Genomic DNA, 20,794 nt, shown 5'->3' with positions numbered 1-20,794 from the left:
TAATAGCAGCTGCTATAAAAACAAGAAGATCGCTTTCCCTTCTGCCGTATCGGCAGAAGAGAGCGATCTTCTTGGCATTTGCTCCTATATAGTCGTTTTCGCTTACAAAGCCAAGCGGCAAAGGGCTTCGTTTAACGCTTCAATTAGGGTAACGCGGCAGCAATATGCGGAAAGTAGTGCCTTCCCCCGGTCTGCTTTCCACTTCGATCGTACCCATATGAGCATCAACGATCGATTTGGTAATGGCTAGACCGAGACCAGCACCGCCGTTCTTACGAGTTCTCGACGATTCACTGCGGTAAAAGCGTTCGAACAAATGGGGCAGATGCTCCGCCGAAATACCTGCACCGTTATCGGCAACCGTTAGCTCGGCCTGATCACCCTTAACACCAAGAGTTACCTTAATGACGCCCGTTTCGGGATCGGTATGCTGCACAGCATTAAGAAACAGGTTCAAAATAACTTGCTTTAATTTATCGGCGTGATAGCGTCCGCTGACACTGCGGGAAAGATCCAGCTGCACGGTACGCTTGCCGGCCAGCATATGAAGCTGCGGCTCCATCTCATGCAGCACATCATTAAGACGAGTATCAGAGAGCTGCAGCTGCGGATCTTGGTCCAGCTTTGCAAGCGCGAGCAGATCCTCTACCAGCTTATTGATGCGCTTTGATTCCAGCTGCATGCTGTTCAATGCCCGGTAAAGCTGATCGGGATTGGTTGCTGCACCGCGCAGCAGTACCTCGAGAAAGCCGTGAATTGACGTGAGCGGCGTACGAAGCTCATGGGATGCGTCAGCGACAAAACGGCGCATTTTTTCCGTCGTCTTCCTTTCCGCTTCAAACGATGTATCCAGCCGCCCCAGCATTCCGTTAAAAGCGTCGGAAAGCCTGTCAATTTCCTCTTGACCCAGGGTGGCCGGCAGCCGTTCTGTCAGGTTTCCCGCATCCGTTTGCTGTGCCGCCTTCACGACCCGGGACAACGGCTTTAGCGTTCGGCGCAGCAGCGGTAAATAGAGCGCTAATCCTGCTGCCAGCGCGGCGATGGAGAGCCCGGTAAATATAGCCAGCTGAGTCATCAACAGCTGCTTCAGCGAATCGGTTTCTGTACTGGCCTGGATTATGCATTCTTTGTCGGGCGGACCGATAATCCGGTAAATGACAAGCTGCTCCGTTCCTTCGGCATTTTTAACGATTTTGTATTCGACCTGATTGTGATGGGCGTGCTCGTTTCTAATTTGCTCATATTGCTCCGCTGACAGAATGGGAGGGCTTGATTCGATATCTTTAGACACGACTTTTACAGCGCCGTTCAATTCAATAGCAACCAGCGACAAGCCCGGCTGATAAAGGATCGGCGATTTGGGATGTTTATCCTGCGGGCCAATATACGGTGCCGGTTCGTTAACTTCGCTATTCGGTCCAGAAGGTTTATAGGGACCATTGTCATCATGCTTTTCAGTAAACCAATCTTTCGGCATCGACATGACTTGCGCGTTTAACGCTTCGGCTTTATTTTTGTAAATAAAATCTTTCATCAATACATATTGAAGAACGCCGATCAACAGGAACAAGGCTGCTAAAATGAGCAGGGAGCGATTTAGCAGCTGGTAACGAAGAGAACGGGGGACAAAGAACCGTTTTACGGCTTCTAGTCGCGAAGACTTCTTCATAGGAGGTCCATCCGGTACCCGGCTCCCCGCAGCGTTCGGATCAGCCGATGCTCCTTGTCGTTCAATTTATCCCGCAGAGACCGGATGTACACCTCCACAATGTTCTCTTCCCCGCCAAAATGATAGCCCCATACCTTATCCAAAATATGCGATTTGCTAAGAACGATACCGTTGTTCATAATGATGAACCGAAGCAGATCGTATTCCGTTGGCGACAGCTCCATCACCTGCTCCATATAGACGATCTCTTTTCTCCGGTCATCCAAACGGAACGGTCCATAGACGACTTCTCCGAGCAGGTTCGGAAATTGGTTGCGAAGTCTGGCCACAATGCGGGCAAGCAGCTCGCTGAAGCTGAACGGCTTCACCACATAGTCGTCCGCACCCAGCGTCAAGCCTTTGACGCGATCCTCGACCTCGTCCTTAGCGGTTAGCATAATAATTGCGATGTTATCCCCCGTTGCCCTAAGCGCATGGCATACTTCAAAACCATTCATGCCCGGCATCATGATGTCCAAAATAACGATGTGAGGCTGGAAGGAAGCCGTTTCCAGCAGGGCAGAATCCCCATCATAAGCCACTTTAATTTCAAACCCTTCGTTTAAAAGCCCGAGTTCCAAAAATTGCACAATGTTCGGTTCGTCGTCTACCAGCAATATTTTAACTCCTTTAAAGGATGTCATCTCAAATTCCCCCTAATGATCAGTACCCTACTATTATCGGCGTTTTCACGGAAAGATGCACGCTGTTTCAGTAACTATTCAGCAAACTTTCAGCAGCGGTCGATGATTTCATAAATAGATTAAAAAAATGCACATCGTTCTAAAGAAACACGCATATGTCAAAGTGACAATCGTGCTACGATTGTTGATAATAAAGAAATCGTAAAAATTTCAACAATATAAATGAATAAATTGACAAAAATCTTATATTTCTACACTTTCGGTCCGAGATGAAATGGTTCATGATGAAAGCAGCGTTCTTTTTTTCGCATACGACGGGGATTAAGAAGCGATCAGAAAGCAAAGCAATTCAAACTTAAAGGAGAGACAGTATGCCAAACGTAAAATTTGAAGCGATTAATCGGGCTCAATTGTTTAATCAGCCTCCGGTGTGGGATCGGGCGGAGGTCGAAAAGGCGATTCAATTCGTTCTTAAGCAGATAGATCGGAATTTAGATACCTTTACAGAGAAGTTTCCTGATGCGTCAAGCGTAGGCAACATTTACCCGGCAATCGGCAACATCGAGTGGACCTCCGGTTTTTGGACGGGCATGCTGTGGCTAGCTTATGAAGTGACAGGCGACGAGAAATATCGGCGGACGGCCGAAATTCAGCTGGAAAGCTACCGGGAACGCGCGGAGCTGCGTCTATATACAGATACGCATGATCTTGGTTTCCTATATTCGCTCTCATGCGTAGCTGCTTATAAATTGACGGGAAACGAGGAAGCGAAGCGTATCGGCTTGCTTGCAGCGGACCTGCTCATGGAGCGGTATTTCGCGAAGGCGGGCATCGTGCAGGCATGGGGAGCGCTTGACGATCCCGAGCAGCAGGGCCGGATGATCATCGACTGCAATTTGAATTTGCCGCTGCTGTACTGGGCAACTGAGGTTACCGGCGAACCAAAATATGCGGATGCTGCCAAGCAGCATATTAAGCAGGCTGCCAAGTATATCGTACGCGAGGATGCTTCCACCTACCATACGTACTATATGGATGTGAATACCGGTGAACCGAGGCGCGGCAGCACGCATCAGGGCTATGCCGACGATTCCTGCTGGGCGCGCGGACAAGCCTGGGGCATTTACGGCTTTCCGCTCAGCTATATTTACACAGGAGACGAGGCGCTGCTCGAGCTGACAAAGAAGCTGTCGAACTACTACTTAAACCGGCTGCCGGATGATCTGGTTGCTTATTGGGATTTAATTTTCTTAAGCGGTACTGAGCAAGAAAGGGATACGTCGACTGGAGCGGTCGCGGCCTGCGGCTTGCTGGAGCTGGCGAAGCATCTTCCGGTGCTTGATCCGGATAGACGTCTATACGAAAATGCGGCTCTTCATACGTTAAAATCGCTTAGCGATCATTATACGACTGCTTCAGCACCTGAATCCAACGGCATTCTACTGCACGGCGTTTATAATAAGCCGCGCGGAATGGGCATCGATGAATGCAATATTTGGGGCGACTATTATTACTTTGAAGCGCTTGTTCGCATCACTAGAGACTGGAAGCTTTATTGGTAGTTTCACGAGAGAGGGAGGTTCATTCTAAATATGATAAGCAATCCGATTTTAACCGGCTTTAATCCCGATGCGTCGTTTCTGCGCGTAGGTGAAGACTACTATATTGCAACCTCTACCTTTGAATGGTTTCCAGGCGTTCAGCTGTACCATTCCAAGGATTTGGCGAATTGGGAGTTAATTCCGCATGCCCTGCAGCGTACCTCGCAGCTCGATTTGCGGGGAAATCCAAGCTCGGGCGGCGTATGGGCGCCTGCGTTATCCTATGATAACGGAACATTCTATTTGCTCTACACGGATGTGAAGGCGCGCAAAGGCGTATTTAAGGATTTGCACAACTATCTCGTTACAGCGGAAAATATAAACGGTCCATGGTCTGAGCCGGTCTATTTGAACGGCAGCGGTTTCGATCCTTATTTGTTCCATGATGAAGACGGAACTAAGTGGCTGCTCAATATGCAGTGGGATTTCCGCGATAACCATAAACGGTTCGGCGGTATTGTTATGCAGCAGTATGACCCGCAGGAGCAGCGGCTTACAGGACCGATTAAGAAAATCTATGAGGGCACGGATATCGGCGTAACGGAAGGACCGCAGGTATTCAAGCGCGGCGGCTATTATTATTTGCTTGTAGCGGAAGGCGGAACCGGGATCAATCATGCGGCTACGTTAGCTCGTTCCAGACACCTTGCGGGCCCCTATGAAACGGATCCTTCCTATCCGATTATGACGACGCGCGGCGCTTCTGATTACCCGCTGCAAAACGCAGGCCATGGCATGGTCGTCGAGACGCAAACAGGCGAATGGTATATGACGCATATTTGCAGCCGTCCTTTTGCGGGTACGAAGCTTAATCCGCTTGGCCGTGAAACCTCGCTGCAGCGCTGCACCTGGACGGAGGATGGCTGGCTCCGGCTCGCTCATGAAGGAAGGCTGCCGGCACTTACGGCGCCTGCGCCGGACCTTGCGCCGCATCCATTCCCTGAACAGCCGGCGAAGGATGATTTTGATGCTCCAGCTTTAGGTCTTCAATATCAAACGCTTCGCGTTCCGGCGGAGGAGTCTTGGCTTAGCCTTAGCGAGCGTCCGGGTTACCTGCGCCTTCGCGGCCGGGAATCGCTCCATTCCTGGCATAACCAAAGCATGGTTGTACGCAGGCTTCAGCATTTTAACTGTACCGTTGAGACGCGTATGGATTATGAGCCTGAGCATTTTATGCAAATGGCTGGAGTTGTATTCTACTATGACGAGCTGGATTATTTTTATTTAAGAGTCACCTGCGATGACGAGAATGGCCGCAAGCTGGGCGTCGTGTTCTCGAAGAGTGGGAAGTATCAGGAAGACAGAGCCGGCGAGCTTGACGTCGAAGGCTGGCCGACCTATTATTTGCGGGCAATTGTGAAGGATCGTGCGCTTCAGTTTTATGCATCACCGGATGGTGAGCAATGGCAATCAGTTGGAGAAGAGCTGGATATGGGCGTGCTGTCGGATGAATATGGCGGCAAGCTTGGCTTCACCGGCACGATGGTCGGATTGTGCGCGCAGGATATTAACGGTACGAAGAAGCATGCGGATTTTGATTATTTTTCGTATGAAATAGGTTAAGTCATTCGCAAAAAATTTGGATAACGGTGTGTAACAACTTGTGGTAAATTAGTATTTACCACAAGTGACTGCACATCGTTTTCTTTTATGGCAGTTATTTATTAATTTGCACATAAGGGGGACAGGCTTTGATATCCGGATGGCAGCAAAAGTGGCGAAGCATGTTCGTCAAATTTTCGGCGGCGTTCATTCTAGTCGGACTTATTCCATTGCTTGCACTAAGCTTCTTTTCGGTCCAGACATTTACCGGTCACGTGGAGCGGTATACTTCTAACAATTTGCAGCAAATGATTCTGTACATGAGCTACAATTTAAATTCGGTCTTCAAGGAATACGATGAAATTTCGAAGCTTATGTATACGGGGCGATACGATGAACTTTATGGAAGCGGGAATAATCAGACACACTATGTCAATGATCTTGAACAGATTAATTCTGTTCCGATTAACGGCTTTTTGAAAACGATCCTGTACAGTGATTCCTTTATTAGAAGCACTTATTTTGTGAGGGCGCTTGATAATAAGCTCTATTATCAAGCAAAGGAAAACCTGACCTTTATGTCCGATGATCTGCCAGTGGAGCAGTGGCTGGAGCAGCTTCGCAAGCAGCCTAACCGCGTCGTCTCATTTCCGATGCACCCTGAAATTTATTATTTCGGTTCAGATAAAAAGGTATTTACCATTGGACGGAATTTAATCGATATTTCCGGTACGCTGACGAGCGAGCCTAAAGTGATCGGGACGCTGTTTTTCGACGTCGACGTTGCTGTATTTGACCAGTTCTTTAAGGAGCTGAGCTTGAGTGAAAACGATGAGTTGTATGTGCTCGATCATGCGGATAATATTTATTTCAGCAATATAAATATTTTAGGCTCAAAGCATGACGTTTTAATGGATTCCAATGAGCAGACGCTTGTGCTTAAGGAGCCGCTCCCGTTCTTGGATGGGCAGGTCGTTGCTTTATTCGAGAAAAAAAATCTTTATGAGCAGCTTGGTACGACCAGGTTTGCCGTTTATTGGGCTATTGCCATATGTGCAATTGTGTTAATTGTAATGGGCGGGTGGTTCTCGCGCAAATTGGCGGAGCCCATCAGCCGCTTAATTAAACAGATGATGAAAGTGGAATCGGGAAATCTTGAAGCGCAGGTCGAAATTAAAGGCAATGATGAAATGGGACGGCTCGGTCATGGCTTCAATCGAATGGTTGAGAAGCTTCAGGTATTTATTAATGAAGCCTATGTGGCGGAAATCAAGCGGAAGCAAGTGGAACTGAATGCATTGAAGAGCCAAATACGCCCGCACTATTTGTATAATACGCTCGAAGTCATTCGGATGAACGCTGTTCATAGCGATGCGGATGAGGTGGCCGACATGATTTTGTCCTTGTCCAACCAATTGAAATACGTGATTGATTACGGGGAGGACTGGGTAACGCTTGAGCGGGAGCTGGATCATCTCAAAGATTATTTTTACATTATTCAAGTGCGCTTCGAGAACCGGTTCGAGCTTCGTTACGATATATCCGAGCAAGTCGATTTGAGCTGGCGTGTGTTGAAGCTATCCTTACAGCCAATCGTGGAGAACGCGATTCAGCATGGCGTTAGGATGAAGGGTAAAGGAACGATCGGCATTTCGATCGAGAGGCTGGATGATAAGCTGGCTATCACCGTATATGACGATGGAGTCGGCATGGAGAAGGAGCAGTTGGAACGGCTGAACGAAACGCTTTCCGATCAGCGTGCTCCCTCCAAAAATGTCGGTATTAAAAATGTACAAGATCGTATCAAATCGGTATGCGGGGATGAATTCGGTTTAACGATTAGCAGCCGCAAGCATGTCGGGACATCTGTCCTGATGATATTGCCGATCAAGGAGGATGACTAGCATGATCCGTATATTATTGGCCGATGATGAACCAATCATCATTAAGGGACTTCGTAAATTAATCGATTGGGCAGCATTCGGTATGGAAATTGTCGGACAGGCCTATGATGGCAATGAGCTAATGGCATTAATTGAAACGAATCCGCCTGATATCGTCATTAGCGACATTAGTATGCCTCATCGTACGGGAATCGATATCATTAGGGAAATCAAACAAAAGGGGATACCAACCAAAGTCATCTTCATAAGCGCCTATCAGGAGTTCTCCTATGCCCGGGACGCGGTGGCGTATGGGGCGGTTGATTATTTGGTCAAGCCGGTCGTCAAGCAGCAGCTCGAGGATGTACTCTCTAAGGCTGTCTCCTTAATATCGGAGCAAAATGAGCAAACGATCCGGAAGAGCAAGCTCCAGCTGCTTGAGCGGAAAAGTCAGAATGATCAGCTGCAGGAATCACTGATTCGGCTTACAGACGGTACGCTGCCGCTGCACTCGGAAGAGTTTCGGCTTTTAAACGAGGAGCTGCAGGGGCCGCTGTATTCGATCGCGATTGTAGAGACGGATCATCTTGTTGAAGCTTCAGATCGATGGTCGGAGAAGGAACGAAGGCTGATCGATTTTGCAATTGGAAATATATTACAGGAAATAATCGTAACATCCGGTAATGGCCATGTGTTTATGCGAAACGGCATGCATGTCATCGTCATCAGTCATGATGAGCAGGCGGGGGCAACCGTCCTTGCCCAAGAGATTCGGGAAAAAATAAAGGCGTTTCTAAAGCTGAGCGTTTCCGTTGGTGTCGGTGGAGCCGTGCAGGAAACGGCATTTCTTGCTGAGAGCTACAGGCAAGCTGAGCAAGCGCTTCAAACGAAATATTTTGTCGGACTCGGCAAGGTTCACGTCTATGAGCCTATTGGGACGAAGCCATCGTTTGACAAGGAGCTTTACGTGCTTCAAATGGAAGTCGTTCGGGAATTGATGGCAAACTCTTGGCAAGAAGCGGCTTCAGCTATCCGAAAGCTGCTTGAAACCGTTAAAACGGCCGTGTATGGCAATCGGACCCTCGCCGTATCGACTTGTTTCTCATCCGTCTTGTTCATCATTCAAGAGCTGACCAAATCTGGCGTACGTCTGCCGGTTGAAAGCATCGATATGCATGACTTGCAAAATCGGCTGGGGGCTTACGAAACGTTTGAGGCGATGCAGGACGAGATCGTGTGCATCATTGAGCAGCTGTTTTCCCAAATGGACATTGATTCCGGCAACAAGGATAAAATAATGATGGCCAAGGTGAAGCAATATATCGAAGAGCATTATGCGGAGGAAATTACGCTGGAATCGGTCGCCAGCTTGGTTTTTATGAATCCTTATTACTTCAGCAGCTTCTTTAAGAAGCATACGAAACAAAACTTCAAGCAATATGTAACCGAGGTGCGGATGCTGCAGGCTGTCCGGCTGCTCGTTCATACCGATCAGATGGTATATGAAATAGCAGAGAAAGTAGGTTATAACAACGCGCGCCATTTCAGCGATATGTTCAAGAAACAGTTCGGGAAGCTGCCGAACGATTACCGCCAGGACAGGAAAAAAAGCGATTGACCGGGCATCCGGTCTTTTTGTTTGCCCGTTTGTTTTGAACATGCAACCTTCTTAAATTACCCGCATACGGCGCTTAAAAAAGTTCATTCTATCAAATCGGGAACGATGTTACTCTATTTACAGGGAAAGCGTTATTACTCGATGCTGCGCACATCGACACTCGAATCCCGATTTTGAATATAAAAGGGGAGGCTTTTAGACACATGTTAAAAAAATCAATGACTCAATTGTTTGTTCTTGTATTGGCTTTCACGCTTGTATTGACAGCTTGCGGCGCCAACAACGTCGGAAACGGCAATACAGGCAATAAAAACGAGGGAACAACGCCAGAGAGCACAACTCCTGCCAAAGAAGAGGCCAAGCAAGTTGAATTTACGATAGGGTACGCTACAGGCGACCCGGCGACCAAGAAAGCAGTGGCAGATTCGATCAAAGCTTTTACGGATGCGAACCCTAACATTAAAATCGTGGACGTCAGCGAAGGCACATCGTCTTCCTATCTCGATTGGTTGAAAACGAAGGATGCGGTCGGCGAATTCCCGGATCTCGTGGAAATGCGCGATACAGAAATTTTTGCCAAAGCCGGCAAAATCGCAGAACTGCCTTCGGATTTGACAGATCTGTTCAGTAAAACTCCGGAGGTAAATGGCAAAGTATATAACGCACCGATTACTTTTAATGCTCCGCAAGGAATCATATACAGCAAGAAGGCTTATGCAAATGCGGGCATTACAGAGCTTCCTAAAACATATGGCGAGTTCTTAGAAGCACAAGAGAAGTTGAAAGCAACAGGGATCACTCCAATTGTTGTCGGCGGTAAAGATATTTTCCATATGGGCTTCTGGCTCAATAAGTTTCTAATCGACGAGGTTTATGTGAAAGATGGCGATTGGAACTCCAAACGTACGGCGAAAACAGTAAGCTTTACCGATGCAGGTCCTGTTCAAGCGATGACGGATTATAAAGAGCTGTTCACGAAATACGTGGATAAAGGCTGGCTCAGCACGGCTGATAACCAAACGGCATCGATTCTTGTATCCGGCAAAGCTGCTCAGCTGTTCTCCGGCCCTTGGATGTTTACGCAAATCAAAGAAGCGGATCCAAGCTTTGAATTCGGCTACTATGCGCTGCCTGACAGAGCAGGCGGCATTAATGTAATCGGATTGCCTTCCCCTGCGGGTTGGACATTATCCGCTGAAGCAGCAAAAGACGCAGATAAAACAGAAGCAATGAAATCGTTTATCCGCTTCTTCTTCAGCAAAGAGCAATATTCGCAATACCTTAAAGCAGCTAACGGCATTCCATCCACTAAAGAAGAAGTCATTTATGAAGCAACAGAGCAAATGCAGGAAGTGCTTAAAATTATGGCGGATCCAAATGTGAAGAAGTCACTGGCCATCAATAACTGGTGGGGCGAGAACCAGATTCCACCGCAATTCCGCAACTGGTTCTATAAACTGATGCAGGATCTCGTATTGAAAGACGGAAATGTTGCCGAGTACATGGGCAAAGCGGACGTTGAATACGATACGCAGGTTAAGGCTAATAAACAATAGATAAAACCGATGGATGGGAGAAGCCTCCGCTTCGGCGGAGGCTTTCTTATATCCAGGCGCACATTTGGAGGAGGGAGAGCACCATGGCATTGCCGCTTACAGACAATAAGAAAAAGAAAAAGAAAAAATGGCAAACCTACGCGGTTTTGTTCATCTTGCCGTCTTTCTTGTTATATTTATTATTCGTTATCGTACCAACCTTCAGCAGTCTTTATCTCAGCTTTACGTCCTGGGATGGCGTGAGCAGCGATATCCGGTTTATCGGCTTCAACAATTTTGTTGAGATCTGGAACAGTGAAAGGGTTCATAACGCGCTCAAAAATACGCTCTTTATGGCAGTCGTACTCGTTTTACTCGAAAATATCGTGGCACTCGCTCTCGCCATGCTCGTCGATCAAGTTCGCTGGTTCCGCAATCTGTTCCGCAGCGTATTTTATTTCCCTGTACTACTTAGCGGTATCGTAATGGGTTTTGTTTGGACGATTATTTTGAATTACAACTTCGGCGTTATTAATCAGTTGCTCGATATGATCGGTCTAAGCTCGCTTAAGGCCGATTGGCTTGGAAATCCTGATTTCGCCATGCTCTCGATTATATTGTCTACGGTTTGGAAATCTGCAGGGTACTATATGATTATCTATCTGGCAGGCCTTCAAGGCATTCCACAGGAGCTTGCGGAAGCGGCGAATATCGACGGAGCGAACCGCTGGCAGCAGTTTCTCCATATCACATTTCCGCTCCTTGCCGGCGCAATGACGGTATGTATCGTGCTGTCCATGATCGGTTCACTTAAAATTTTCGATCAAATCGCTGTTATGACCGATGGTGGACCAGGCTTTGAGACCGAGACATTAACCTATATTATTTATAAAGTCGGATTTGGGGAATTGAGGCAAGGGTTCGGTACCGCGCTTGCGCAAGTATTGTTCCTGCTCATTCTAATCGTGACCATCATCCAAGTGAAATTCCTGCGGAAACGGGAGGTGCAGCTGTAATATGCAAACACGGAAGCGTCTTAATGACTTTATCATCTTTGTATCTACGCTGCTGCTCGCCGTTGTCTTTTTCTTCCCGATCTTCTTTAACTTAATGTCCGCCTTCAAGAGCAATGCGGAGATTATGAAGGACGCGATCGCGTTTCCAAAATCAGTATACTTGGAGAGCTTCAAATATTTGTTGACGGAAACGGAATACCCTAGAGCGATATTAAACAGCTTAATATTGACGGCCGTCTCGATTGCATTCATGATTCTCGTCATCCCGATGGCCGGTTACGCCATTGAACGGCACAATAAGAGATGGACAAGATTCGTATTCGTCTTTTACTTGGCAGGGATGATGATTCCGTTCCAGGCGTATATGATCCCGCTCTTCAAGGAACTGAAGATCCTGGGCTTATACGGTAATCTGGCAGGCCCTGTAATGATCTATATTTCAGGTTCTGTAGGCTTTGGCTGCTTATTATATACAAGCTTTTTGAAAGGCATTCCGAGAGAAATCGAGGAATCGGCTGAAATTGACGGATGCTCGAAGTACGGTATTTTCTGGCGCATCGTATTCCCGCTGCTTGGTCCATGTACGGCAACGCTCGTCGTACTTAACGGGCTTGGCATTTGGAACGATTTTCTCATGCCGATGCTCGTCCTGCCGTCCGGCCACACCAAGACGATGATCGTTGAAATTTTCTACTACGTTGGCGAATTTTCGTCCCGCTGGGATATGATTTTTGCCGGAACGACGATGTCGATCATCCCTATCCTCATCATCTTTTTATCGCTGCAAAAATACTTCGTCAAAGGAATCGCGACGGGGGCTATTAAAGGGTAATACTCGTAATCGCTAGTATATATAGGACGAAAAAACAGGTGCTGATTGTCATGGAGACAGACCGCACCTGTTTTTTTGTACGTAAATGATGACTTTATTTGAAGGTAATATTTTGAGCAAATTCGTTAATATCCAAGGATGGATGCTGGGAATCAGCTACCGTTTCTCCGTTTACACGTAAATTGCTGATGGTAACGCCAACTACCGCCCGCTCTGCGTTATAGCCGTGAATGCGCGATGGATTGGCATTCTGGCCGCTATACTCGATATTTTGGAATACGATATTTTCGATCCTGTTGCCGGGAACGGGGTTGTAATCCTTATTCCAGACGACCCGGATATCAAAAAGCCGGCCGAGCTCGAAATGCTCCACGCGGATGTTGTCATAGGTGACGTCCCGTACCGTGTTGAGATCGCCGGCATTGATGGTCATAGCGCCCTGGTAATTCGGCTGCGGCTCGTGGTGCTCTAAAATGTCGATATTTTCGAAGCGGATGTCTTCAATCGTATCTCCGCCGTTATGATGGTCCCCGTGCGTGCCGATCATGAGCGGATGCGCGACATCTGCCCAGAAGGTCGAGTTGCGTACGGTCACTGAACGGGTATCGCCATAGTAATCCCAGCGGCTGCCGTAAATGGCGATGCAGTCGTCTGAGGTTCTTAAGAAAATATCATCGATATCGATGCGGCTGCTCGACATCATATCGATTCCGTCTGTCCAGCCCTTGCAGCTGAACGATTTGAAGTTGCTAATCCGAATATTCTCCGATTTGCCGATGTAAATGCTGTAATGCGGCGGATTTACAGTCGTGATGCCTTCAACTTCTATGTTATTGGAAAACAAGATTCGAACGCCGCGGAAAGCGGAAAACCGGTGGAAGTCAGCTAAATACAGCATGCCGCGCCCGCGGATAACCACATTCTCGACGCGATCACATACCATAGAGCCCGCAACTGCGGCACCTCCTGCAATATAGACCGTTTTGCCGGACGGAATGCGAAGGAGCGTTTCTTCAATAAAGTGTACGCCTGGCAAGAAGTACAATACCTCGGGCTCAGGTCCGCCTTCGGCTCGAGCAGTTGTTAACGGACGCAATAGGTGCTCGGTGCGGTGGATGCCAGGCTTCACGACAAGGACGTTAGCGTCTTCAGGACGAGGCGCGTTATGCTCTAACGGGTTGGCGAACAAATGCAAATTGTTAAACCGTTCGCCATTGATTTCGATTGACAGCTTGCGTGGGCGGTTTAGCTGGAAGCGAAGCGAGCTGCCAGATTTTTCGAATGGAATGTTGTAAGATAGCGGCCTAATAACGGCCGACTCGATGCTGCCGCCGTGATAGTCGATCTCCACATCAACGATGCCCTCCATATCGAAGGAAGCCATTGACGCTTCACGTACCTGATGCATGTCCACATTCACTTCAAATACCTGCAAGGAATGCCATTCCCCTCCGGCATTTCGCACGCGAACCGAGAAATCACTGCGAAGGGGAATGCCTTTTAGTTCCGGGTAAGTCACGATTGTCATAATAAACCTCCGAGATTCAATGATAGATAATGGATTGTTCTGTTTCCACTGTATAACAATTGCTCCGTTCTCTCGATGCCAAAATCGAAACTCCTTAATAAACCACTATAACATCTTAAAAAAATACCATTCGTACGAGTAGCACGATCCGTCAGTTACATTAATTTTTTGCACATTTATCTTAGTTTCTTCCATCGCTATGTGATGAATGCGCTTTTATAATCGGAGTTGTGGGAGGAAGCTGCTGTACTAAGAATAGGCCATACGGTATTCGGTAGGCGAGAGACTCGTTTCTTTACGAAAAAATTTAGTGAAATGATTCGTTTCTTTAAAGCCGGTTTGATCCGCGATTTCTTTAATGCTTAGCGGGGTTGCCATTAACAGCTGCTTAGCGCGGTCAGTCCGTTTGCGATTGACGTATTTTAACGGCGGAATGCCAAAATGCTTTTTGAAATAGGAAATAAAGTAGTTCGGGTGCAGATGGACGGCTTCCGCCATCTGATCGATGGTGATGCCCGTATGAAGATGATTGTCTACATACTGCTGGATAATGTTCAAACGGTTCATCTCCTCGCTGCGGTGCTGAAGCACCCGGATCGGGACCGTTTCGAGGAAACCGCTTATAATTTCAAGAAGCAGCGCTTTCTCGCGGAGCCGGGCAACGATAGAATCTTGCCGGTGCCAATCGATCATTTCCTGAAATAATTGCGTCATCTTATCGGTATCGCTGACATCTATGCATAACGGAACGCCAATCCACTGGAATAAATCGAACGGTCCTGCCGTTATGTTGTAATGGCACCAGTATTTTAAGTAGGGCCGGCCGTTAAGAGCGGAAAATGACTTTTTCACATGCGCAGGCGTAAGGAACAATTGACCGGGCTTCGGATAATAATCGTTAGTGCCGATCCGGATCCAGCCTTCCCCTTCACAAATGAAATAAAGCTTATTGTAACCGGGAACGGAATCCGTCTCTCCCCAATCATTGGAAACTTGCGTTTTATGAGCAGCCAGCAATTGAACCTGCAGCGATTGCAGCAAATCGGATAAAGCATTTTGTTCGTTATTATTAATCACTTGCGGCCACCTGCATCCGATTGATTTTGAGTGTCAGTAATATAGTAAAGGATTGTCTGGTCAAATAAAAGTTTAATCATGAAATGGAGAATGCAAAATGAACTTACAGAGTGATAATCGATTATGGTTCAAGCAGCCTGCTTCGGTGTGGGAGGAAGCGCTGCCTATCGGAAACGGAAAATTAGGGGGGATGGTTTTCGGTCACCCGGTGCGGGAGAGAATTGCTCTTAACGAGGATAGCGTATGGTATGGAGGACCCCGAAACCGAAACAATCCGGACTCGCTGCCAAATCTGAAGAAGATACGGGATCTCCTGCAGGCAGGGCGTTTGCGTGAAGCACACGAATTGTCGGCAATGGCTCTTTCAGGAATACCTGAGACCCAGCGCCACTATATGCCGCTGGGAGATTTACAGCTGTCCTTCCGCTATGAGGAGGAGGAAGAAGCACAGGATTATTCCCGTGAACTGGACTTAACTAACGGCTTGGCGAAAGTATCCTATCAAATAGGCGGAACTGTCTACGCGCGCGAGAGCTTTTCCAGCTTTCCCGATGAGGCGCTGGTTACCCGGTTAACGGCAGATAAGCCGGGAAGCATTAGCTTTACGGCGCGATTAACCCGTGGACGCAACCGCTACTACGAAGAAATGGTGAAAGCGGATGAGAGCACGATCGTGATGCGCGGCAATTGCGGCGGCGCCGGGGGCTCCGATTTCCGCGCCGCCTTGCGGGCAGTGGCGCAAGGCGGCTCCGTGTCCATTATTGGAGAGCATCTTGTCGTCGAGAGGGCCGACAGCGTGACGCTTCTGCTGACAGCTGCGACAACGTTTCGTCATTCGGATCCGGAAGAGTACTCCGTCCGTGCGGGTGTTAATGCGGCAATGAGCGATTATGAGAACTTAAAGGCTCGTCATATACAAGATTTCAGTTCGTTAGCGGATCGGGTGTCGTTCCGTTTGAAAGCCGATTCCGAAGCTTGCGGGCTGCCTACGAATGAACGGTTAAACCGGGTAAAGAATGGCGAAGAAGATTTGGGGCTGCAGGCGCTATATTATCAATATGGACGCTATTTATTGATATCCAGCAGTCGGCCGGGATCTTTGCCTGCCAATTTGCAAGGCATATGGAATGAGCACATGATGCCGCCATGGGACAGCAAGTATACGATTAATATTAATGCGCAGATGAATTATTGGCCCGCTGAGCCCGGAAATTTGGCCGAGTGTCATGAGCCTTTATTTGATCTTATTGAAAGAATGCGGGAGCCGGGTAGAGTGACCGCTAGAACGATGTATGACTGCGGCGGTTTTGTAGCCCATCATAATACCGATATTTGGGGGGATACTGCACCGCAGGATATTTGGTTGCCGGCTACTTATTGGCCGATGGGAGCCGCATGGCTTTGCCTGCATTTGTGGGAGCATTATGAATACGGACTGGACCGTGCGTTTTTGGAACGGGTATATCCTACATTGAAGGAATCGGCGCAATTTTTTGTAGACTTTCTGACCGAAACAGAAGATGGTTTGCTGGTCACGTCGCCATCCGCCTCTCCTGAAAATACTTATATATTGCCAAATGGCGAGTCGGGGACGTTATGCATTGGGCCTTCAATGGACAGCCAAATCTTATATGAGTTGTTCTCTGCTTGTGCGGAAGCGGCGGCGGTGCTCGGCGAGGACCCATCCCTACAGCAGCAATGGCAGCAGATGAGAGATCGGTTGCCTGCTCCAAAGATCGGTAAACAAGGTCAAATGCAAGAGTGGATGGAAGATTACGAAGAGGCGGAGCCGGGACACCGCCACATCTCGCATCTGTTCGCGCTTCATCCTGGCAAGCGCTTCACCGTTCGGGGGACACCTGAATGGGCTGACGCTTCAAGGGTTACGCTTAATCATCGTCTCGCGAATGGCGGCGGCCATACGGGTTGGAGCCGGGCGTGGATCATCAACTTCTGGGCAAGGCTGGAGGATGGAGAGAAGGCGTTCGAGAATGTGCAGGCGCTGCTTGGCCATTCGACGCTTCCGAATTTGCTTGATAACCACCCGCCGTTTCAAATTGACGGCAATTTCGGCGGAGCTGCCGGAATGTCCGAAATGCTGCTTCAAAGCCATACGGGCGAAATTCATTTGCTGCCGGCATTGCCGGCTGCGTGGGCGGAAGGAGAGATTACCGGCTTACGCGCCAGAGGTGGCTTTGAGGTCGATATCCGCTGGTCGGATGGGAAGCTTGCGGAGGCGCGCATTCGGTCAAACGCGGACAACAACTGCTTAATCAGAACCAGCCGCCAAGTAACTGTGACAGAGAATGGCCATGAAATCGAGAGTGTTCTTAGCGGTGATGGTGCAGTCGCATGGAAAGCACGTGCAGGCAGCGAATATATCCTAGAATGACAAAATACAAACATTTTCCCGCATTCAATTGCAACTTTAAGCGCCTGATGGCGATGAGCCGTCTGTGTGCATGCTTTATGAGGACGACTGCACGACCTTCGAACAGCGAAACGGCGTTTATAATTGGGTGAAGATAGAATGGAAAGATGGTGTGGAGTTTACGAGAAACGGTAATTATCCGGGCATCCGTTATAACATTTCAGGTTGATAGTATAAGACTGTCGAGCATGGACTCGACAGTCTTTCTTTTTGTTCAATAGTCTCAAGATTCACGTTTCCAATCCCTGAAGAATAGCCGCTAGCAAACCAGGAAAACGTACATTCAAATCATCATTTCGAAGAGATATGAAACGCTGGGTACCTTCAATTCTTGTGTGAGTAACCCCTGATTCTCTAAGAACCTTGTAGTGATGGGAGAGGGTCGAATTCGGAACGGGGATTTCTATATGACTGCATGCTTGTTCGCCGGCTTTAGCCAAGCTCTTGATTATATCAAGCCTGATCGGATCGCTAAGCGCATAAAGGACAGTTGACAGATTGATTTCATTCACATTTGGTTGATAAAGCGTTCTCATGATCGTTCACCTACCGAATAATTTATTATTTTGGATCGTTGAATTATACCATAGTATGTGCAGTATTTCCATTGTTCGAAAATATACGAAGTTTACAATTAAAGGCAGACAGGATGCGCATATGGTACGTTCCATTGTTTCACACTACATAAATATGGGATAATTATAAGAGTAAAGACGATCATGAATGGAGATTATTGATGAGTAAATTCAGTATTAAAAAGAAGGCGGACTTAGCGCTGCTCTTGTCAGCCATCGGCATATTCGCCGCCTTTCCCTTTCATCATTCATTTGCAGGAGGACTGTTCTTTTCGCTTTTTAGTGCGGCTACGATAGGCGGCTTAGCCGATTCATTCGCCGTCAGCGCATTGTTTGGCAACCCGCTTCGCATTAAATGGCCGGCATGGATGGGGACAAACATTATTTCACGTAATAGGGAACGCTTGATTGGCGAGCTTGTTATGATGGTGCAGAATGAATTGCTGACCATTCCGAACATTAAAGAAAGGCTGGACGAATATAACATTGCGGACGTGCTCGTTGTTTATTTGAAGCAGCACGGCGGTGAAGAAGGCATAAACGACATTTTGCAGCAGCTTGCTGACGACGTGATTACAACCATTGATTTGCAGGATTTGGCTAAAATGGTTCAAACCTTCGTACTCGAGCATGCCGATACGATACAAGTGGCTGATATCGCTGCCGATATCGGCGATTGGACCATCCGGAACCGGTACGATGACCGCATGATTGAATTTATGATTCCTGAGCTGGTTAAGATTGTGAGGTCGGCGCCATTTCGTAACGTCGTTGGCCAAATTGTCGACTCTGCGCTCCGTTCCTATGAAGGAGACAAGTTTAGAAGAAAATTAATGGATTATAGCGCAGGTTTAGAAACGGCCAATATTAGCGGAAAAATCCAAGAATGGCTTGTGTCGTTTCTTGAGCAATTTGCTTCAGAGGAGCATCCGCAGCGGAAGCAAATCAAGCAGTTTATCGGGAATTTTGTGATGCGGTTAAGAACGGACGATCAGCTGCGTTATCGGATCGAGTCAGGAAAAACGAAACTGCTGGAATCGGTTAAAGCTGAGATCAGGCTGGATAGCTACATACAGAAGGGCTTGGAGTCAATCCGGCAGGCTGCGGCAGCGAACGCGGAAGGAGAGCTTGAGAGATACCCCTGGATCAGAGAAAAGATTCATCAAGGCGTTGTTTATTTGGAGGGGAATGCAGAGCTGCTCACCCGCGTTGATCAATATGTGAAGTCAACCTTGCTCAAATGGCTGGAGCAAAAGCATTCCTACATCGGCAAAGCGGTAACCGATAAGCTGAATACATTCTCAGAGGATGAGCTCATTAAGCTTGCGAAAGAGAAGGCGGGACGTGATTTGCAATATATTCGTATTAATGGGATCGGAGTCGGTGCGCTTATTGGTGTCGTGCTGTATCTGGCGACCTTTTGGATTGGAGGATAAAACAAAATGGCCATGAGAAAAAAAGCAAACCGAAGTCTGTTTCTTCTAGCCATCTTGTTTGCGGGCGCTGCTTGCAGCGTATACGTTTATCCGGATAAGTGGTGGTCTCAAATGCTTCTTTATACCTCCGAGGCCGGACTTGTTGGGGCTCTTGCCGATTTATTCGCCGTTACTGTATTATTCCGGCATCCATTCGGGTGGAAATGGATCCCGCATACAGCGATCATTCCGAAAAACCGCGATAAGCTGATCGAGGGGGTCGCTAACATGGTGGAACAGCAGCTGCTAAGCCAAGACCTGCTCAAGGAAAAGGTTAAACAGATCTCTCTTGTGGAAACCGCGATCGCATGGGTGGAGCGGCGTCCGGCAGGAACGCTTTCGGAGCAGGGATGGAAGCTGTTGTCGGGATTGTTGGCAAAGATTGATTTAAAAGGCCTGTCGATCACATTGGATGAGCAAGCCCGCAAAAGCCTCGGCAAAATCAACCTCTCGCCTTATGCAGGCAAAGCTCTGAAATGGGCGATGGATAAGGGGGATTTTCAAAGCTGGCTCAGTCAGGTTGTCGAGTATGCGTCTACACGTGTATCCGATGAAAAGACTAAGCTTGTTATCCGGGAAATGTTAGCGAACGAAAAGGAAAAATTCGTGAACAAAGGGAGCGTTTTTTCCAAGTGGCTCAAAAAAATGGCTGTAGAAATTGCGGAATCAACGAACGCGCTTAATCTGGACGATGCAGCGAATACGTTATATGACGATTTGTTATCCTTAATTAAGGATTTACGAAATCCTCGGCATGAGCTTCGAGTACTGCTCGAAAGTATGGTCTATCAGCTTGCTGATAACTTGCAAAATCGCGAGGACTTATCCGCAGCTATTAATGAGTGGAGGGATGAGATGCTCGAAAAGATCTCATTGCTTCCGTCCATTGAGGCCATTCTGGAGAGCTTCAGAAAGCTGCTCACTCAGGATGCGGGGATGCAGCTTGCTGCCGTGCAGAAGCACACGGTTAACCAATCGGATATAAAACAATTGATTAACCGGTTTATTGCGACCTACTGGGATTGGTTTAAAACGAATCAAGAAACGAAGAACTGGCTGGAGCAATATGCTCAGAGGTTTGTTTATAAAATTATCGAGACCGAGCATGCTATCATCGGAATGATCGTTCGAAAAACATTGGACAGCTTTACGGAGCAAAGGCTGGTTCACTTTATCGAGAGTAAAGTCGAAACCGATCTGCAGCGGATCCGCATAAACGGGGCTTATATCGGGGCGGCGCTAGGCGCAGCGTTTTATCTTGTTTTGTATGGCGTGTATGAGCCGTTGCTTAAACTTCTATAATGACTATGAGCATCTGTTTTACTTCGG

General features: G+C 47.7%; 16 protein-coding genes. 11 read left to right on the top strand and 5 right to left on the bottom strand.

Features of this window, described 5'->3' with window-relative positions:
- Positions 1-139: 139 nt before the first annotated feature.
- Positions 140-1,669 carry a sensor histidine kinase gene (locus DFP97_RS22910; protein ID WP_114382699.1) on the bottom strand — a complete coding sequence of 510 codons (1,530 nt, stop codon included), beginning with the start codon at positions 1,667-1,669 and terminating at the stop codon, positions 140-142.
- Positions 1,666-2,352, bottom strand: coding sequence for a response regulator transcription factor (locus DFP97_RS22905; protein WP_114382697.1), 687 nt, complete (start codon positions 2,350-2,352; stop codon positions 1,666-1,668). Before DFP97_RS22905 ends, DFP97_RS22910 begins: the two co-directional genes overlap by 4 nt.
- 371 nt (positions 2,353-2,723) lie before the next feature.
- Here DFP97_RS22905 and DFP97_RS22900 point away from each other — a divergent pair, with 371 nt between their 5' ends.
- The 7 genes from DFP97_RS22900 to DFP97_RS22870 all read left to right on the top strand — a co-directional run bounded on the left by DFP97_RS22900 (position 2,724) and on the right by DFP97_RS22870 (position 12,379).
- Positions 2,724-3,914, top strand: a complete 1,191-nt coding sequence (locus DFP97_RS22900; RefSeq protein WP_114382696.1) for a glycoside hydrolase family 88 protein — start codon at positions 2,724-2,726, stop codon at positions 3,912-3,914.
- A gap of 30 nt (positions 3,915-3,944) precedes the next feature.
- Complete coding sequence (locus tag DFP97_RS22895; RefSeq protein WP_114382694.1) at positions 3,945-5,516, top strand: glycoside hydrolase family 43 protein; 1,572 nt, start codon at positions 3,945-3,947, stop codon at positions 5,514-5,516.
- A 128-nt stretch (positions 5,517-5,644) separates the two neighbouring features.
- Complete coding sequence (locus tag DFP97_RS22890; RefSeq protein WP_245976551.1) at positions 5,645-7,399, top strand: sensor histidine kinase; 1,755 nt, start codon at positions 5,645-5,647, stop codon at positions 7,397-7,399.
- Between the two features lies 1 nt (position 7,400).
- Positions 7,401-8,996 carry a response regulator gene (locus DFP97_RS22885; protein ID WP_181873641.1) on the top strand — a complete coding sequence of 532 codons (1,596 nt, stop codon included), beginning with the start codon at positions 7,401-7,403 and terminating at the stop codon, positions 8,994-8,996.
- A 203-nt stretch (positions 8,997-9,199) separates the two neighbouring features.
- Positions 9,200-10,552 (top strand): ABC transporter substrate-binding protein, encoded by a 1,353-nt coding sequence (locus DFP97_RS22880; RefSeq protein ID WP_114382691.1) that lies wholly within the window; start codon positions 9,200-9,202, stop codon positions 10,550-10,552.
- 83 nt (positions 10,553-10,635) lie between these two features.
- A complete protein-coding gene (locus DFP97_RS22875; protein WP_114382689.1) occupies positions 10,636-11,547 on the top strand; it encodes a carbohydrate ABC transporter permease in 912 nt (303 codons plus the stop codon).
- 1 nt (position 11,548) lies between these two features.
- Complete coding sequence (locus DFP97_RS22870) at positions 11,549-12,379, top strand: carbohydrate ABC transporter permease (protein WP_114382687.1); 831 nt, start codon at positions 11,549-11,551, stop codon at positions 12,377-12,379.
- 94 nt (positions 12,380-12,473) lie between these two features.
- On the opposite strand, the gene DFP97_RS22865 is transcribed toward DFP97_RS22870, so the two are convergent.
- Positions 12,474-13,907 (bottom strand): glycosyl hydrolase family 28 protein, encoded by a 1,434-nt coding sequence (locus DFP97_RS22865; RefSeq protein WP_114382685.1) that lies wholly within the window; start codon positions 13,905-13,907, stop codon positions 12,474-12,476.
- 249 nt (positions 13,908-14,156) lie between these two features.
- Positions 14,157-14,984, bottom strand: coding sequence for an AraC family transcriptional regulator (locus DFP97_RS22860; RefSeq protein WP_114382683.1), 828 nt, complete (start codon positions 14,982-14,984; stop codon positions 14,157-14,159).
- 97 nt (positions 14,985-15,081) lie between these two features.
- Here DFP97_RS22860 and DFP97_RS22855 point away from each other — a divergent pair, with 97 nt between their 5' ends.
- Together DFP97_RS22855 and DFP97_RS32345 are read left to right on the top strand one after the other, a co-directional pair.
- Entirely contained in the window at positions 15,082-17,376 is a 2,295-nt protein-coding gene (locus tag DFP97_RS22855) for a glycoside hydrolase family 95 protein (RefSeq protein WP_114382681.1), read from the top strand.
- 70 nt (positions 17,377-17,446) lie between these two features.
- A complete protein-coding gene (locus tag DFP97_RS32345) occupies positions 17,447-17,584 on the top strand; it encodes a DUF5110 domain-containing protein (protein ID WP_114382679.1) in 138 nt (45 codons plus the stop codon).
- Between the two features lie 61 nt (positions 17,585-17,645).
- Here the strand turns inward: DFP97_RS32345 and DFP97_RS22845 are convergent, their stop codons facing one another.
- The gene (locus DFP97_RS22845) at positions 17,646-17,951 is read right to left on the bottom strand and encodes an ArsR/SmtB family transcription factor (RefSeq protein WP_114382677.1); all 306 of its coding nucleotides are present in this window, start codon (positions 17,949-17,951) and stop codon (positions 17,646-17,648) included.
- A gap of 200 nt (positions 17,952-18,151) precedes the next feature.
- Between DFP97_RS22845 and DFP97_RS22840 the strand changes: the two genes are divergently transcribed.
- Together DFP97_RS22840 and DFP97_RS22835 are read left to right on the top strand one after the other, a co-directional pair.
- Complete coding sequence (locus tag DFP97_RS22840) at positions 18,152-19,426, top strand: DUF445 domain-containing protein (protein ID WP_114382675.1); 1,275 nt, start codon at positions 18,152-18,154, stop codon at positions 19,424-19,426.
- A 6-nt stretch (positions 19,427-19,432) separates the two neighbouring features.
- Positions 19,433-20,767 (top strand): DUF445 domain-containing protein, encoded by a 1,335-nt coding sequence (locus DFP97_RS22835; RefSeq protein WP_114382674.1) that lies wholly within the window; start codon positions 19,433-19,435, stop codon positions 20,765-20,767.
- Positions 20,768-20,794 lie beyond the last annotated feature (27 nt).

The organism is Paenibacillus prosopidis, from assembly GCF_003337375.1.
Classification (GTDB): domain Bacteria; phylum Bacillota; class Bacilli; order Paenibacillales; family Paenibacillaceae; genus Pristimantibacillus; species Pristimantibacillus prosopidis.
This window is presented reverse-complemented; position numbering and strand designations above follow the sequence as displayed.